The sequence below is a fragment of the Bacillus sp. FJAT-27245 genome (genome assembly GCF_001273955.1).
GTDB lineage: Bacteria > Bacillota > Bacilli > Bacillales > Cytobacillaceae > Bacillus_D.
In genome coordinates, this window is sequence record NZ_LIGI01000001.1 from 1,328,689 (window position 1) to 1,343,548 (window position 14,860).

General features: G+C 41.3%; 11 protein-coding genes. 10 read left to right on the forward strand and 1 reads right to left on the reverse strand.

Going from position 1 to position 14,860, the window contains the following annotated elements:
- Nucleotide 1 precedes the first annotated feature (1 nt).
- The 10 genes from ADU24_RS06455 (at nucleotide 2) to ADU24_RS06500 (ending at nucleotide 13,046) form a co-directional block, all read left to right on the forward strand.
- Nucleotides 2–625 (forward strand): TorD/DmsD family molecular chaperone, encoded by a 624-nt coding sequence (locus ADU24_RS06455; RefSeq protein WP_053365858.1) that lies wholly within the window; start codon nucleotides 2–4, stop codon nucleotides 623–625.
- A complete protein-coding gene (locus ADU24_RS06460; protein ID WP_053365859.1) occupies nucleotides 625–2,826 on the forward strand; it encodes a molybdopterin-dependent oxidoreductase in 2,202 nt (733 codons plus the stop codon). The genes ADU24_RS06455 and ADU24_RS06460 overlap by 1 nt, the downstream gene beginning before the upstream one ends.
- 15 nt (nucleotides 2,827–2,841) lie before the next feature.
- On the forward strand, nucleotides 2,842–3,405 hold the full coding sequence (locus ADU24_RS06465; RefSeq protein WP_053365860.1) for a 4Fe-4S dicluster domain-containing protein: 564 nt from the start codon (nucleotides 2,842–2,844) through the stop codon (nucleotides 3,403–3,405).
- A 2-nt stretch (nucleotides 3,406–3,407) separates the two neighbouring features.
- On the forward strand, nucleotides 3,408–4,214 hold the full coding sequence (locus ADU24_RS06470; protein ID WP_053365861.1) for a dimethyl sulfoxide reductase anchor subunit family protein: 807 nt from the start codon (nucleotides 3,408–3,410) through the stop codon (nucleotides 4,212–4,214).
- Between the two features lie 20 nt (nucleotides 4,215–4,234).
- On the forward strand, nucleotides 4,235–5,332 hold the full coding sequence (locus ADU24_RS06475) for a 4Fe-4S binding protein (RefSeq protein WP_053365862.1): 1,098 nt from the start codon (nucleotides 4,235–4,237) through the stop codon (nucleotides 5,330–5,332).
- 354 nt (nucleotides 5,333–5,686) lie between these two features.
- Entirely contained in the window at nucleotides 5,687–6,067 is a 381-nt protein-coding gene (locus ADU24_RS06480) for a RidA family protein (RefSeq protein WP_053365863.1), read from the forward strand.
- A gap of 832 nt (nucleotides 6,068–6,899) precedes the next feature.
- The gene (locus tag ADU24_RS06485; RefSeq protein ID WP_053365864.1) at nucleotides 6,900–8,297 is read left to right on the forward strand and encodes an NCS1 family transporter; all 1,398 of its coding nucleotides are present in this window, start codon (nucleotides 6,900–6,902) and stop codon (nucleotides 8,295–8,297) included.
- A 416-nt stretch (nucleotides 8,298–8,713) separates the two neighbouring features.
- Nucleotides 8,714–10,180, forward strand: a complete 1,467-nt coding sequence (gene allW / locus ADU24_RS06490; RefSeq protein WP_053365865.1) for an allantoin permease — start codon at nucleotides 8,714–8,716, stop codon at nucleotides 10,178–10,180.
- Nucleotides 10,181–10,257: 77 nt separating this feature from the next.
- Nucleotides 10,258–11,613 carry an allantoinase AllB gene (gene allB / locus ADU24_RS06495; RefSeq protein ID WP_053365866.1) on the forward strand — a complete coding sequence of 452 codons (1,356 nt, stop codon included), beginning with the start codon at nucleotides 10,258–10,260 and terminating at the stop codon, nucleotides 11,611–11,613.
- An 86-nt stretch (nucleotides 11,614–11,699) separates the two neighbouring features.
- The gene (locus tag ADU24_RS06500; RefSeq protein WP_053365867.1) at nucleotides 11,700–13,046 is read left to right on the forward strand and encodes an allantoinase; all 1,347 of its coding nucleotides are present in this window, start codon (nucleotides 11,700–11,702) and stop codon (nucleotides 13,044–13,046) included.
- A 52-nt stretch (nucleotides 13,047–13,098) separates the two neighbouring features.
- Here the strand turns inward: ADU24_RS06500 and ADU24_RS06505 are convergent, their stop codons facing one another.
- Nucleotides 13,099–14,748: a PucR family transcriptional regulator gene (locus ADU24_RS06505; protein ID WP_053365868.1), complete on the reverse strand. Its 1,650-nt coding sequence runs from the start codon at nucleotides 14,746–14,748 to the stop codon at nucleotides 13,099–13,101.
- Nucleotides 14,749–14,860 lie beyond the last annotated feature (112 nt).

A 14,860-nucleotide genomic window follows, 5' to 3' on the forward strand; every position in this document is an offset into this window, starting at 1 on the left:
TATGGCTGCCATAAAAGAAACAGTGATGACACTAGAAGAACGGTTGTTGTATTATCAGTTGTTTTGCCATTACTATCGTGGGGATTTACTCCAGTTTGGAACAAAAGAATGGGGAAGTCTCGTGCAAATTTTAAGAGAATACAAGCTTGCAAGAATAAATGGTGAGGCAGAAAAAGCCATTCAATTCTTTGAAGAGGCCGATGATGTCGACTTCCAAACATTCCCATACGATTACAACCGTTTATTTGTAGGCCCGAATAAGTTGCTGGCGTCGCCGTATGAATCGAGTTACCGGAATGTTGAGGGGACTGTTTTGCAGCAGGAAACATTGAAGGTACGGAATTTTTACCATCATGCCGGGCTTCAGGTTGCCGATGAAGGCCAGATGCCGGATGACCACATCCAATTCGAATTGGAACTGATCCTGCACCTCTTAAATGAACAAGCGAACGGGGATAATGGCCAGCTTTATAAGATGTTTCTTGAAAGTCATCTTTTGCAATGGGCATTTGAACACTGCGCACGGATTGTCAAAAACAGTACTAATCCTATTACCCGTGCGATGGCCATTTTACTAAAAGAATTCTTGCATCTCGAAAAAAAGATGATCGAAGGTGAAGATTGATGTTGACTGAAAACTTTACACGCCGGACGTTTTTAAAAGGTTCCGCGGCACTTAGTACATTATTTGGGCTTGGGGCGATTGGAAATAAAGCGGCACGGGGGCTTGTCCCGACCGCCAAAGCGAGCTCAAACGGTAAAAAACAGCATTTCTATAATGCCTGCCCGCGAAATTGTTATGATACGTGTTCGATTGTGACAACAGTCGAGAATGGGAGAATCACATTTATTACTGGAAATGAAAACAATAACTATACAAAAGGCCGCCTATGTGTAAAAGGGAATACGTATCCGCGTGTTGTGTACTCACCCGATCGGATTAAATACCCAATGAGGCAAAAGGGGCGCGGTTCTGGCAATTGGGAACGGATTAGCTGGGATGAGGCTTACACAATCATCGCCAAAAAAATTCTTGAAATTAAACGGGAATACGGCAATACGCTGCCAATTTGCTTGAACAAGTACTCAGGCAATTTCAACATTTTAAACTATGCAACAGAAGGAATGCTTTCAAGTATCGGCTATACAACGAGGGCCCAAGGGACGCCATGTGACCCGGCTGGTTCGGACGCGCAAACATTTGATATGGGAACAGCGTATAACAATGACCCGGAGCAATTTATGGATGCCGAGTATATCATTCTTTGGGGTTCTAATCCGGCCTGGACTTCTGCGCATTCGATGTACTTTATTGAACAGGCGAAGGAAAAGGGGACAAAGCTTGTCGTTATCGACCCGCTCATTACCCAGACGGCCTCAAAGGCAGACGAGTATATCCAACTGAAGGCAAGCACGGACGGCGCACTCGCCCTTGGGATGATTCGCTATATTTTGGATCATAACCTTCACGATGAAGCATGGGTCAACAGCCATTCGATTGGGTTTTCGGATTTTGTATCTTATGTGAAAAAGAATATTACAGTTGAATGGGCTGCCGAGAAAACAGGCGTTCCAAAGCCGTTAATTGAACGCATCGCAAGGGAATACGCGACAGCGAAGCCGGGAAATATTTGGATTGGCTTTGGGATGCAGCGCCATACAAACGGTGGTTCGATGGTCCGGGCGATTGATGCGCTCGCGGCAATGACCGGCAATATCGGAAAGAGGGGCGGCGGAGTTAATTATATCGGCGGGGAAACGTGGGGCTTTAATTACCATACGATGGGTTTTGGCGTACCTGAAGGAACACAGGGTGAAGCTGACCGATATGTGAATATGAACAATTTCGGTGCGCAAGTTCTGGATGCCAATGACCCGCCGATCAAGATGATGTGGATCGCCTGCCGGAACCCGATCGCCCAGGATCCCGAGCCGAATGTCGTGAAAAAGGCATTCGAGAAAATGGATCTGGTTGTAACAGCCGATTTGTATATGAACCAAACGGTTGAACTGTCCGATATTGTTCTGCCTGTCACAACCCCGTTTGAAACTGTAGGGGTTAACGTCAGCTATTGGCATTACTGGTTGAATGCAAATGAGCAGGCCATTAAACCTTTGTATGAAACAAAGAGCGATCTCGAAATTGCCATGGGCCTTTCGAAGAAATTAAATGAGCTTGCGCCAGGTTCATGCACATTCCCAGTGTCAGGCTCGCTTGAAGAATGGGTTGAAAAAGAATTTAACGATGGCATCAGGGAGTTATTCGGCGTCAAAAGCTGGGATGATCTTCGCAAAAATGGCGGGACCGCAAAGGCGAACGACAAGGTAACGGTTGCGTGGGAAGACCTTAAGTTCAGGACTCCATCCGGAAAGTACGAGTTTTACTCCAGGAAGGCAGCCGAATATGGCCACCATCCGCTGCCGGTATTTGTCGAGCCATACAAAGCCGACGGGGAGCATCCGATTCGATGCATGTCCCCACACTGGAAATTGGGCATCCATAGCCAGTTCCAGCATATTGACTGGCTTGATGCAATCCAAAGCCACCCGTTTGTAGAGATGAATCCTGAATTGGCGAAAAGGTACGGGATTAAAGAAAATGATTTGGTCCATGTGAAAAATGAGGCAGGGTATTTGACGCTGCCGGCAAAATTAACGAAAACTGTTCCATCTGATACTGTCGTGATGTACGAGGGCTGGTGGAAAGATGTAAATTACACGGAAAACTTCAACGTGAAGGCCATTCCCTCGGATATGGGCGACTACAGCAAAGGCCAGCGCGGAATCGCCTTCCATGATAATTTTGTCAAAATCGAAAAAGCATAAGGAGGAGGGGAGCCAATGGCCAAAAAATTAGGCTTTTTAGTAAATATCGATCGATGTATCGGCTGCCATGCCTGTGAAATTTCATGCAAAAGCTTTTATCAGCTTGAACCACAGATGAGAAGGAGAACGGTAAGGGAGCTGCCGGAGGACATGGTCGGTTCTCCCGTCCGCGCCTTTGTATCGACAGCGTGCAACCATTGCGATGAGCCTGCCTGTAAGAAGGCTTGTCCGGTTGGGGCGTATACGAAGCGCGAGGAGGATGGCATTGTTGTCCATAACCAGGAGCTTTGCATCGGCTGCCAAATGTGCGGAAAGGCATGCCCGTTTGGCGTACCGCAATATAATCCTGTTAAAAAGAAAATGGACAAGTGCAGCATGTGCTATGACCGGCTTGATGTAGGCGAATCTCCGATTTGCGTCTCGAAATGCCCGATGGAGGCAATTGAAATCGTTGATTATAATGAAGTCCAGCCTGCTGGAACGGTGAGCATTGTGCCGACATTTGCCGACCCGTCCATTACACATCCTACTACCCAATTCATCTTGCCAAAACCAGGCAAGCAGTTTAGGAGGGCGTAACGATGCATGACCTTCCACTAGTCATCTTCACTGTAATTTCGCAGCTTCTTTTAGGCGGGTTTGTGGCCTTTTGGTGGCTGGATCGAACAAAAGGCGGCATATCGAAAAATACAGGACTGCTGATATTGCTTTCGCTCCTTGTACTAGGAGGCATTTCACTTTTGGTATCGATGCTCCATTTAGGGCAGCCGCTGCATGCGTACCGTGCTATCTTGAATTTCGGCGTCTCCTGGTTGAGCCGAGAGATTGTGTTTTATGGGGCATTTCTTGGATTCATACTCCTTTACACATGGTTTTGGTACAAAGGGGATGCCGCAAAGCGGGGCGTAATCGGATGGATTGGTTCCGTTATTGGAGTCATCGCAATCTTCTCATCGGCAAAAATTTATATGATCCCGGCGATTCCAGCTTGGGATAGCGCCAATACACTGTTAGCCTTCTTTTTAACAGCGCTTTTGCTGGGGCCATTATATGTGGCCGCTTGTTTAGCAATCAAAAGGGAGCAGGCGATTAATATTTCACGCCTCTCAATTCCAGCGCTAGCAGTGGCAGCCATTGTCGGGGTTGTCTATTTTTCCACCTTGCTTGCAGGTCTTCCTGAAGCTGTGGAAACAGCGAAATTAACATTTACGCATGTCTTCTTCTGGGTAAGGGTCGTGACATTCCTTGCAGCCTCGGCGCTAATGCTTTTATCGTATAAAAATAGCAAATTTCGGAATGTGAAAATCTTTTCGGCAGCTTTCACAATCCTTCTAGCCAGTGAATGTTTGGGCAGGTTTTTATTTTATGAAACAGCGATCCATTTGTAAGTAGAACAGGGGGGAAGGATATGAATCTATTAAATTGGGTAAATGTCATCGATAAGAAAATGGCAGTATTGAGTGTGGAGGCCAATCTTTGTACGAAGTTGATTTCTACAAAAAGCACCTGTACGAGCTGTGTCGATCATTGTCCCAAAAATAGCATATCCTTCGTAAATAAGGATATTGTTATCGCTGGCAGCTGTGTGGATTGCGGCCTTTGCGGGATGGTATGCCCGACAGGCGCCATAACAATGAATCAGCCCCCTCTCACTCAATTTGTTCAAGAAGTCATCCATAAAAGCGAGCAGCATGAAAAAGTGTACCTCCATTGTGAGCGGGCGCTAGTTTCAAAAAAAAATGCCGCATCGGTTGCGGTCCCATGCCTGGGAATGATTCCAAAAGAAGCATGGGTGACATTATTGAATAAATGTGAAAATCTATCGATCTATCAACCTGAACAGGCATGTACTGATTGTGATATTAGCACGGGCGAAAAATTGTGGAGAAGGGAACTTCAAGCCGGGGAAGCGATTAGTTGCCAGAAGATGAAGATTACCTCCGAAATAAATGGTTCAAAGGAAAGCGTCGACTATAATGTTGATCGAAGGGATTTTCTTTCTGCTTTCTTTAAGGAAATGAAATCAACAAATAAACTGGCAATAAAAGAAATGCTGGGAGGCTCTAACAGGATTCCAACATACCAAGAGAAACTTCAAGCTGACTCCCAGGCGAAGCTAAAAAAAGAGTGGAACGAAGTAGGCAGTCATCTAATTGAAAAAATGACGCATGAATCAGTGTATCCATTTATGAATAAGCGATCGCTCTTTTTGACGGAATTAAAGGGAAATGAAGCGTTGAGTCATCAAGAGGACATTCGTTTGCCTCAAATAAACGAGGATTGCCACTTTTGCGGCGCATGTGCGATTCTTTGTCCGACGGAAGCCCTGACGATGAAAACAGAACACGGCCTGCAAACAATCACGTTACACCCGTATAAATGCGTGGACTGTTCTTTATGTGAACAAATTTGCTACACAAAAAACATTCAATTACAACAAGCCAAAAACCTAACACTTCTTGAAAATAAAATTACATTAGCGGAGAAGAACAGGCAGGGCTTATAAAAAAAGCTATCCAAGTGGGATGGGGAGCTAGCGATCGATTGGAATTGCTACACTTATTGCTGCATATTGCAACGGAAAAATTCTTGGATGGATGCTTGCAAATTACCAAAGAATCTTTCGGCAGTGGTATACAAAAGTGAGAGTGAAGTTGAAGCCTAGCTTTTCGCTTGGATTCAAAACTACGATGATGTAATAGGCATTGGGAAGATACCGCTCCCAATGCCTTTTTCATTAGGTGTTGATGCCACTCAAATGATAACTTCCTTAATTAAAAGCAACTTTATTGAATGTACAATCACCTTTCAGTAATATGGACATTATATTGATATTATATAAAAAAGGAGAATCATCAAGATGAGGAAGGTTTATGAGGCAAAGAGCGCAACAGTATCTGGCCCATATTCACATGCGGTAGATGCAGGAGAATTTGTTTATTTCTCAGGTCAAACAGCAATGAATTCAATTTCAGCGGAAAACCTGAAAGGGGATATTGGAGAACAAACTAAGCAATGTTTCAAAAATTTATTTGAGGTATTAGAAGCGGCGGGCCTTAAATCTGATGATGTGGTAAAAGTGAATGTATATTTAACGGATATGAATAATTTTGCTGCTATGAACGACGTATATAAAACCCAATTTTCCGAACCATATCCAGCAAGGACTTGTGTAGCAGTGTTAGCTTTGCCATTAGGAGCTGAAGTTGAAATCGAAATGATTGCCAAAAAAAGAAAATAAATAAGAAGAGAGGTTCTTCACCAAAAGTGCTGGTTTTAAAAAAGAAGCATAAAAAGGAGTGACTGTTTACATAAAACATCACTCCTTTTTATTTTTATGCCAAGCAAGTATGTTACATGATTCATTTAGCAATGTTCAACATATACAAACCGTAGTTGCGTTTAATTTCGAGTGATTTTATCCCGCATTAACGGGCAGTAAGACCCCACTTCAAGATTCCATTGATTAACGAGGTAGAAGGAGGCTAGGAATCAACTGTCCGTAAAAGCCCTATTTGTAAGGCGCAGTGAAACTTGCTGCTGCCTTTTGGCAGCATAGTTCAACCAATTGGGTTCGTAGTGCCGCTTAATCGTAATACTTTGGCGAATTAGCGGCAGTAAAACGGGACTAACAATCAATGGGGATGAGGCCCCCCACCGATTTAAGTTTCGTCTTACATAAAAAGGTAAAAGCGCCTGCTTTTCTATTGTTCAAATTGTACAAATGGTTGTTCATCTCGATGATTATTTTAAAATAGTTTATGCAGTATCAATAGTCGTGGTTTGTTTATTTTGTTTAATAGACATAATGACCTAACTGAAAAACCTATGTATAATACGTATTGTTAATAAAGAAAACGTATTCACGGTGGATAAATTGTTTGGCCTAATGTCCTTTATGGAACTGAAAATTATTTAACTAATTGGCGTATCGATGGCTATAAAGAAAGCAAATTGATAAAAGGCAACCTCTAGCAATATAAAAATAATTTTACGGTAAGTAAGGTAAAACCTTCCAATTGGTCAAACCAAATGCGTTTTCGGATACGGCATACATGAAAAGGGGATGAAATATGTCTACCATAATTGAAAGTTACCATACAAAAGAGACGGAGATTGAACGTGTCGCGGGAGTGGATGAATCATTATATCCGAAAACGGATAAGGAAAGGACAGTCAAAGCGAGAGACTATGTTTTCATGTGGATTGGCGACGGCGTTAATTTAGGTAATATGACGCTGGGGGCCAGTGTCATAGTAGCGGGGGTTGCGACATTAAACATCTTTCAAACAATTTTAGCAGCTGTCATCGCAATTGCGATCATTTCAACTATTTTTGCACTGAATGATCGTCCCGGCTACAAATTAGGAATTCCATATGTCGTACAGCTTAGAATGTCCTTTGGGACTAAAGGGACTGTGATATCGTCACTGCTGCGTGGGGTACCCGCCATCGTATGGTACGGGATTCAAAGCTGGATTGGTGGAACTGCCTTAAATGAAATTGCTAAGATTGTTACGGGTGGAAGTTTTGATAACGTTGCTATTTGCTTTGTAGCGCTGCAATTATTTCAGATTGTGCTTTCATTATACGGTTTCCATGCAATTAAATGGGTAGAGACGGTTGCGTCTGTTGTTTTCATGGCAGCACTCGTTTATGTATTCGGAATTCTTTTAACATCACATAGCGCTGAGATTGCCCAAAACTGGGTTCAGGCTAAAGGTTCATGGGGCTTGCCGTTCTTCGGACTCATTATGGTCTTTTTAGGGAATTATGCAGGAATTTTTGTAAGTGCCGCTGACTATTCCAGGGAACTTAAAACTGGTATGAGTGATGGAAAACGCGGGGCATTATACTTTATGCCAATTACCTTATCATATGGTTTTGTTATTATAATCGGGGCAATGCTTGCTGCGGCAACGGGTGTAACAAATCCTGCAAAAGCACTCCCAATTGTAATCGATAATCCTTATATTTCAGTTTTTGTATCTGCCTTTATTGTAGTTGCGGTTATTGCAACAAATATGGTTGCTAACATTATTCCGCCAGCTTATGTTATTACATTGCTTACAAAATTAAAGTATAAAGCATCTGTAACGGTAACAGGATTGCTTGCATTAGGTGCATTTCCTTGGTTGCTTATCCAGGAGTCATCGTCTAAGGGTCTTAATATGTTCATTCTAATCTATTCCGCATTTTTAGGGCCGGTTATTTCAATATTATTAGTCGACTATTATATTTTAAGAAAGCAGAAAGTAAATACTGCAGAATTGTATAAGGAAGATGGTCCTTTTTCTGGGTTTAATCCAGCAGGCTTGATTGCAATGTTTATCGGTGCAGGCGCTGCGTTCCTAGAGGTTGAGCTAGCATGGATAATCGGTTTAGTCGTAGCAGGTACAGCTTATTATCTTCTATCGAAGTTCGCCTTTAAGGGCTCAAGCTTTAAAACAGGGACGATTTTTGAGAAGTAGAAATAGAACGATAAAAAATACTTTGCAGAGGATGCCCTGCAAAGTATTTTTTTATTATCCGTACAACTTAAACAACCCCAAGGTCCTATTGTATATAGGACTTTTAAATGTTTGACGAAATTCGCCTTTTATTAATGTGCAAGTTGCACTAGTTATTGTTCGAAATGAATATAAACATCAAATTTTTATGCATTATATTTAAAAATAGATATTCATTTTGTTTAATAAACCTAAAGAAGTTAAGCGGAATACTATGTATAATAGTCATGGCGTTAAAAAATAAAGAAATGTTTTTCGACATGATTCGATGACCCCATTGCATTTTTTTATTGCGTACGCGAAATATATGTTCAAGTAATGATGAACTTGAACAAAAAGCTTCGGTGATTATTGGAGTTATCCAAGGAGGGATTCATTTGAGTCATTTTGATAGAGAGCAATTAAAAGCTGCTGGATACAGTGATGACGTTTTGCCGACAAAAGAAGAAGAGAGAAAATGGAACATTGGGAATTTTTCATCTGTTTGGATGGGTGCTGTCCATAACATACCTAACTATATTGCAATCGGCGGGCTGTTTGCCTTAGGATTGTCAGTTGGGCAGGTTTTTGCCGCCATTATGGTTGCCTCCATAATAATAGCTGCAATGCTCGTCCTTAATGGCCATGCAGGTTCAAAGTATGGATTACCATTTGCGATGCTGCTCCGCTTGTCCTTTGGAACGAAAGGTGCAATGATTCCAGGAGTATTAAGGGGAGTCATTGTGGCGATCATGTGGTTCGGTTTTCAGACCTACGCAGGAAGCCAAGCATTATCCATTTTAATTGGAAAGCTTTGGCCGGCGTATTTAACGTTAGGTGGAAATTGGAACCTTTTAGGATTATCAATGCCCTCTTTACTTTCCTTTTTAATCTTTTGGTTATTGAATGTTGCTTTAATTTATGGAGGAATGGGGTTCTTAGGGAAATTTTCAAATATCCTTTCACCACTTGTTTACATAGTTTTTGGAGGTATGGCAATTTGGGCCATTAACTTAGCAGGTGGGATTGGACCAATATTAGCTTATACCGGCTCAGGGGTTGCCGGTAATAAAGTAATTATCTTCATCGCTTCTGTGACAGCGGTTATTGCTGCTTGGGCAGCACCAATTGTCAATGTTTCAGATTTTACAAGGTTGGCGAAGTCTACGAAGGACCAAGCAATCGGACAAACAATCGGTCTTGTTGTAGCGTATTTATTATTTGCGGTTGCAAGTATTTCAATTATTGTAGGCTCTGAAATTGCCTTTGGTACACCAATTTGGAACGTACTGAATGTCGTTGCGCGGTTTGATAGTACTTTTGCAATAGCAATATCAGTACTTACACTATGCTTAACAACATTATCTGTTAACGTTACAGGAAATATTGTTCCTGCAGGTTACCAGATAGCATCCTTATTTCCAAAAAATATTACTTTCAAGTCCGGTGCAATAATTGCAGCAATTATTGGAATTCTTGTTATGCCATGGAAGTTGATGGAAAACCCAACAAGTATTTTCACATTCCTAAATATTGTTGGAGGGATATTAGCCCCAGTAACCGGAGTTATGTTAGCACAATATTTTATCATCTCAAAAACCAATATTGACTTGAACGAACTGTATGCAAAAAAGGGCAAATACAATTATAAAAATGGTTTTAATGTGAATGCCATCATAACAATGATTATCGCGGGCATCCTTTGTTTGGGTGGTAATTTCATTCCATTCCTGAAGCCGCTTTACGACATGTCCTGGTTTGTCGGCGTCATTTCGGCATTTATCATTTATATATTGATTGAATGGCCGCACTCAAAAGGTACTTTGTTTGAAAAGACGCCAAAATTAAATGAAGAAAATAGTTAAAGAAAGAAATGGCAAAACTGAATGAAAAATTCTTAAGTGAATGAAAAAAATTCTTGATCTTGAGAGGGGTATTTTACATGGCATTTGATTTAGTTATTAAAGGCGGAAATGTTGTATTACGGGATGGCGTTTATCAGGTTGATATTGGGATTAAAAATGAAAAAATCTCCTGTATTGCGGAACAAATTACTGATGAGGCAAAAGAAGTAATTAATGCAAGTGGACAATATGTCATGCCTGGAATGATTGATACGCATGTCCACATCAGCGAGCCAGGCCGAACAGAATGGGAAGGCTTTGAAACTGGATCGAAAGCTTTAGCGGCCGGCGGTACGACGAGTTATGTGGAAATGCCATTGAACGCACTCCCGGCAACCATCAATAAAGAGGCATTGGAACTGAAGCTTGAAGCGGCAAAAACCCAGAACTATGTTGATTATGCCTTCTATGGCGGTCTTGTACCAGATAATCTGGACAAGCTTGAGGAATTGTCTGATGCGGGAGTCCTTGCCTTTAAGTGCTTCATGTCTGATATCACAAGTGACATCCCTGGCGATTTCACAAATGTCGATGATTATACCTTGTATAAAGGGATGCAGAAATTGGCCGAATTGGATCAGTTGCTGTGCATCCACGCGGAAAATCCTTCGGTTACATCCGGGCTTGCCAAAGAATTTGCTAAAGCAGGCAAAAATTCTGGAGTAGAATATGCGGAATCCCGCCCTGTTTTTACAGAAGTGGATGCCGTCCAGCGTGCGATTCTTTTCGCTAAAGAAACTGGTTGTAAATTGCATCTAGTACACATTAGTACTTCCGAGGCGATTCAAGCTATCTTAAAAGCTCGTGAAGAAGGTGTAGATGTTACAGTTGAATCTTGCCCTCACTATTTCGCTTTTACTGCCGAGCAAGTAGATGAAATTGGTCCTAAAGCAAAATGTCAGCCTCCAATTAGAAAAGCAGAGGATCAAGCAAAATTATGGGACGAGCTACTTAACGGGAATATTGACTGGCTAACATCCGACCATTCGCCTTGCACTGAGGACTTAAAGCAAGGAAACCTTTGGGAAGCATGGGGCGGAATTAGCGGCGCTCAAAATAACGTCGACCTCATGTTTGATCTGGCTGTAAAACAACGTGGATTACCAGTACAAAAGTTTGTTGATTTAATCGCAACTAATCCGGCTGAACGATTCAACTTGCCAAATAAAGGTGAAATTGCCGTCTCGAAGGATGCGGATATTATCCTGGTCGACCCTAACCAATCTTATACCGTGAAAAGGGAAGACCTGTACTATAAAAATAAGCACAGCGCATATGAAGGCAGGAAGATTGACTGCCGTGTAACGAAAACAATCGTCCGCGGGAATGTCGTTTTCGATTTGGAAAAAGGCATTGTTGGCAACCCTGTAGGAAAGCTGATTTCTGCTAAATAACCAGCTATAAAAACGAGACAATTACCCCTTTGCCATAGCCATCGTTCGGCTATGGCAAAGGGTACTAAATGACGGGAGGTAGAAACATGGCTACATACGAATTGATTATTAGAAACGGGAATATTGTCACATCGGAGTCAACCGTCCAAGGTGACATTGCCATTAAGGATGGCAAGATTAAAGAAGTATCTGTCGGCAAACGACTAGAGGCAACAGCAAATAAAGAGATTAATGCTGAAGGGCTACATATCCTTCCAGGGTTAATCGATACACACGTCCATTTTAACGAACCTGGCAGAACGGAATGGGAAGGGCTCGAGACAGGAAGCAGAAGTTTGGCAGCGGGCGGTGTAACAACGTTCTTTGATATGCCGTTGAATAGTACGCCTCCAACCATTAACAAAGCGAACTTAGAGCTGAAAAGCGAAGCTGCCGATGAAAAGTCGATTGTTAACCCGCGTTTCTGGGGTGGGCTTGTACCGGAAAATATTGGCGACTTAAAAGAACTCCATGAAAATGGTGTCATTGGCTTTAAAGCATTTATGTCACCAAGCGGGATTGCTGATTTCGATAACGTTGATGATGAAACACTCTATAAGGGCATGAAAGAGATTGCGTCCTTTGGCTCTCTTTTAGCTGTCCATGCGGAAAGTACGGTTATTTGTGATCAACTGGCAAAAGAAAAACAAAGCCAGGGCAAGACAACCGCGAGGGATTATGTTGAATCCAGGCCAATTATTTCTGAAATTGAAGCTGTTCGAAGGGTGATTTCATACGCAGAAGCAACTGGATGTAAACTTCATATCGTCCATGCAAGCAGCCGAAAGGTTGTTCAGGTTATAAGGGAAGCTCAACAAAGGGGCGTGGATGTAACAGTCGAAACATGCCCGCACTATCTGTCTCTGACAGTTAAGGACTTAGAGGAAAAAGGAGCATTGGCAAAATGCGCTCCTCCATTAAGGGATCAAGAAGAGGTGGAAGATCTTTGGGTGGCTATCGCTAACGGTGAAATTACTGTCATTGGCTCCGACCATTCACCTGCACCTGCATCCATGAAGAAGATTACTGACAACTATTTTGAAGGTTGGGGCGGTATCTCTGGTGCACAATCTACCTTGAATATTATGTTGACGGAAGGCCATTTTAAACGAAATATCCCATTGGAAAAAATTGTTGAATTAACTGCGACAAACCCGGCTAAATTGTTCGGTCTGGAAACGAAAGGAACAATCGCCGAAGGCTACGATGCGGACTTGGCCATTGTTAACCTAAATGAAAGCTTTGAACTTAAGAATGAAGATTTGTTCTACCGCCATAAGCATTCCCCTTATGTTGGCATGACATTTAAAGGGAAAGTCAAAACAACGATTGTCAATGGTGAAATTGTCTTTGATAACGGAAAAATCACTGTTAATGGAAAAGCAGAAGTTTAAGGATAAGAAAAAAACCAAAACCCGATGTTTAAGGGTTTTGGTTTTTTATTACTTATTGGCTTTCGTCCTCTTTAAGGATCGTTCCGATAACGAGAGCAACACGTATTCTCAGTGAATCTGCAGGATCGCGAAAGGAACAGTTTAGCACTTCTTCCGCTTTTTCAATACGATACTTAACCGTATTTCTATGGATAAACAATTTCCTTGATGTCTCGGAAATTTCACACTGGGAATCAAGGTAAACTTGTATGGTTTTTACTAACTCCAGTTCTTCTTTTGTCTTAGGATAAGCAAGTGACTTTAAAGTATTTTCGTAAAGTGCTTTTAAATCCTTTTTAGGAACAGCGCTCAGTAATTCCTCAAGCTCCTTCGGTTTATAGAAATTTATGAATCCCATCTTGTTCATTTCATATCCAGCCAGTAATGCTTCTACCGATTCGTGATAGGCAGTAGAAATATCTTTTATTGAGAAGACCGGATTACTGACTCCGAAGGAAATGGAATAATCGCCCTGTAAGTTGGTTTGGCAATTCTCAATAAAGTTGGTTAGATTATCCATATCCATTTCGTCATATTTGGGGAATTGGAGAATCATGACAAAGTATTTTTCTTTTGTAAATAAAATTGCTTCAATATTATTATGAATGATTTCATCCTCGAGCTGATCATAAATACTATTGTATAATTCTCCGACTCTTTTTTCATACAATTGCAATGATTCATAATTTTGCCCTTTTTGGTCAATGGTACAAATCATACAAATATTATCCATGTTTTCTTTCAATCCATAATAATTTCCACGGCTTAAAATCTCTTCCTCAGAGCCAATTCTCATTTCAATTAATTCATCAAAGAAATTATTTTTTAATAATCTAGAATTTTCCTCGATAGCCTGTTCTTTAATGATTGTAAATGAAATTACGTTGCCAGCCTGTTCAATGGCCATTTGTGAAGAGGGATAGGGCAGGGTTAAAGAATCAAAGATAACCAACATACTTGGATATAGCCGTTTTGTTTGCACAGGAAATGTGGAGATGGATTGATTGTCTCGTAACGGGAGCGTAAATGTCGTGCCTTGCCGGGCAGAGACTAAATCTTCCTTTACTTTTTGAATGATTTCCCGTTCGACTGCTTTCATTGATTCCATACCAAAATCATGGCTAGAGGCGATTTTTTCTCCTCTGTGATTTAATAAAAGAGTTGGGCGGGCCAAAAAATGTCCTAATTGTTCGATTAGTACATTCAGGCTGTATCCTTTTATCATCATTTTGGAAAACTCTTTTTGGACATGTAGGGCATAATAAAGCTGCTCGGTTTCGTTATCATTTAAGTAATTCAAAATGTGGCGGGATACTTCCCCTAAAGTATGGTTTGTAGGCAAATCTATAATTGGAAAAGCCAAGTCATCGGCTAGCAATTTAACTTCCGTTGGTAATTCCTTCAAAAATCGGTTAATTTTAATAACGATTCCCGAACAATTTAACGCATGCATTTGTTTAATCAACTCACACATAAGCTGTATATCATCTTTAAACGCATACCCGGTTGTGAGAAGTAAATGATTGCTGTCTAAAAATTTGATGACATCGGGGGTATCTGATATATTAACGAATTGAACATTTCGAGTAAGTCCTCTGTGGCCAGCCAGAACGACACTTTCTTTCATACCTTCTAAAATAAATAAATCATTAATTGTTTTCATTTTTTATCCCTCAAATTTACTAGTTATCAAAGTGTATTCTACGTGAAAAGTGTACAAAAAGCAAAAATTATTTTGTCTACTTTGAACAGTGACACTCAGACCCAATATCATT

Coding starts and splice junctions, on each gene's coding strand:
- ADU24_RS06455 (WP_053365858.1), top strand. CDS start 2: ATGGCTGCCATAAAAGAAACAGTGATGACACTAGAAGAACGGTTGTTG.
- ADU24_RS06460 (WP_053365859.1), top strand. CDS start 625: ATGTTGACTGAAAACTTTACACGCCGGACGTTTTTAAAAGGTTCCGCG.
- ADU24_RS06470 (WP_053365861.1), top strand. CDS start 3,408: ATGCATGACCTTCCACTAGTCATCTTCACTGTAATTTCGCAGCTTCTT.
- ADU24_RS06500 (WP_053365867.1), top strand. CDS start 11,700: ATGGCTACATACGAATTGATTATTAGAAACGGGAATATTGTCACATCG.
- ADU24_RS06505 (WP_053365868.1), bottom strand. CDS start 14,748: ATGAAAACAATTAATGATTTATTTATTTTAGAAGGTATGAAAGAAAGT.
- ADU24_RS06465 (WP_053365860.1), top strand. CDS start 2,842: ATGGCCAAAAAATTAGGCTTTTTAGTAAATATCGATCGATGTATCGGC.
- ADU24_RS06480 (WP_053365863.1), top strand. CDS start 5,687: ATGAGGAAGGTTTATGAGGCAAAGAGCGCAACAGTATCTGGCCCATAT.
- ADU24_RS06475 (WP_053365862.1), top strand. CDS start 4,235: ATGAATCTATTAAATTGGGTAAATGTCATCGATAAGAAAATGGCAGTA.
- ADU24_RS06485 (WP_053365864.1), top strand. CDS start 6,900: ATGTCTACCATAATTGAAAGTTACCATACAAAAGAGACGGAGATTGAA.
- allB (WP_053365866.1), top strand. CDS start 10,258: ATGGCATTTGATTTAGTTATTAAAGGCGGAAATGTTGTATTACGGGAT.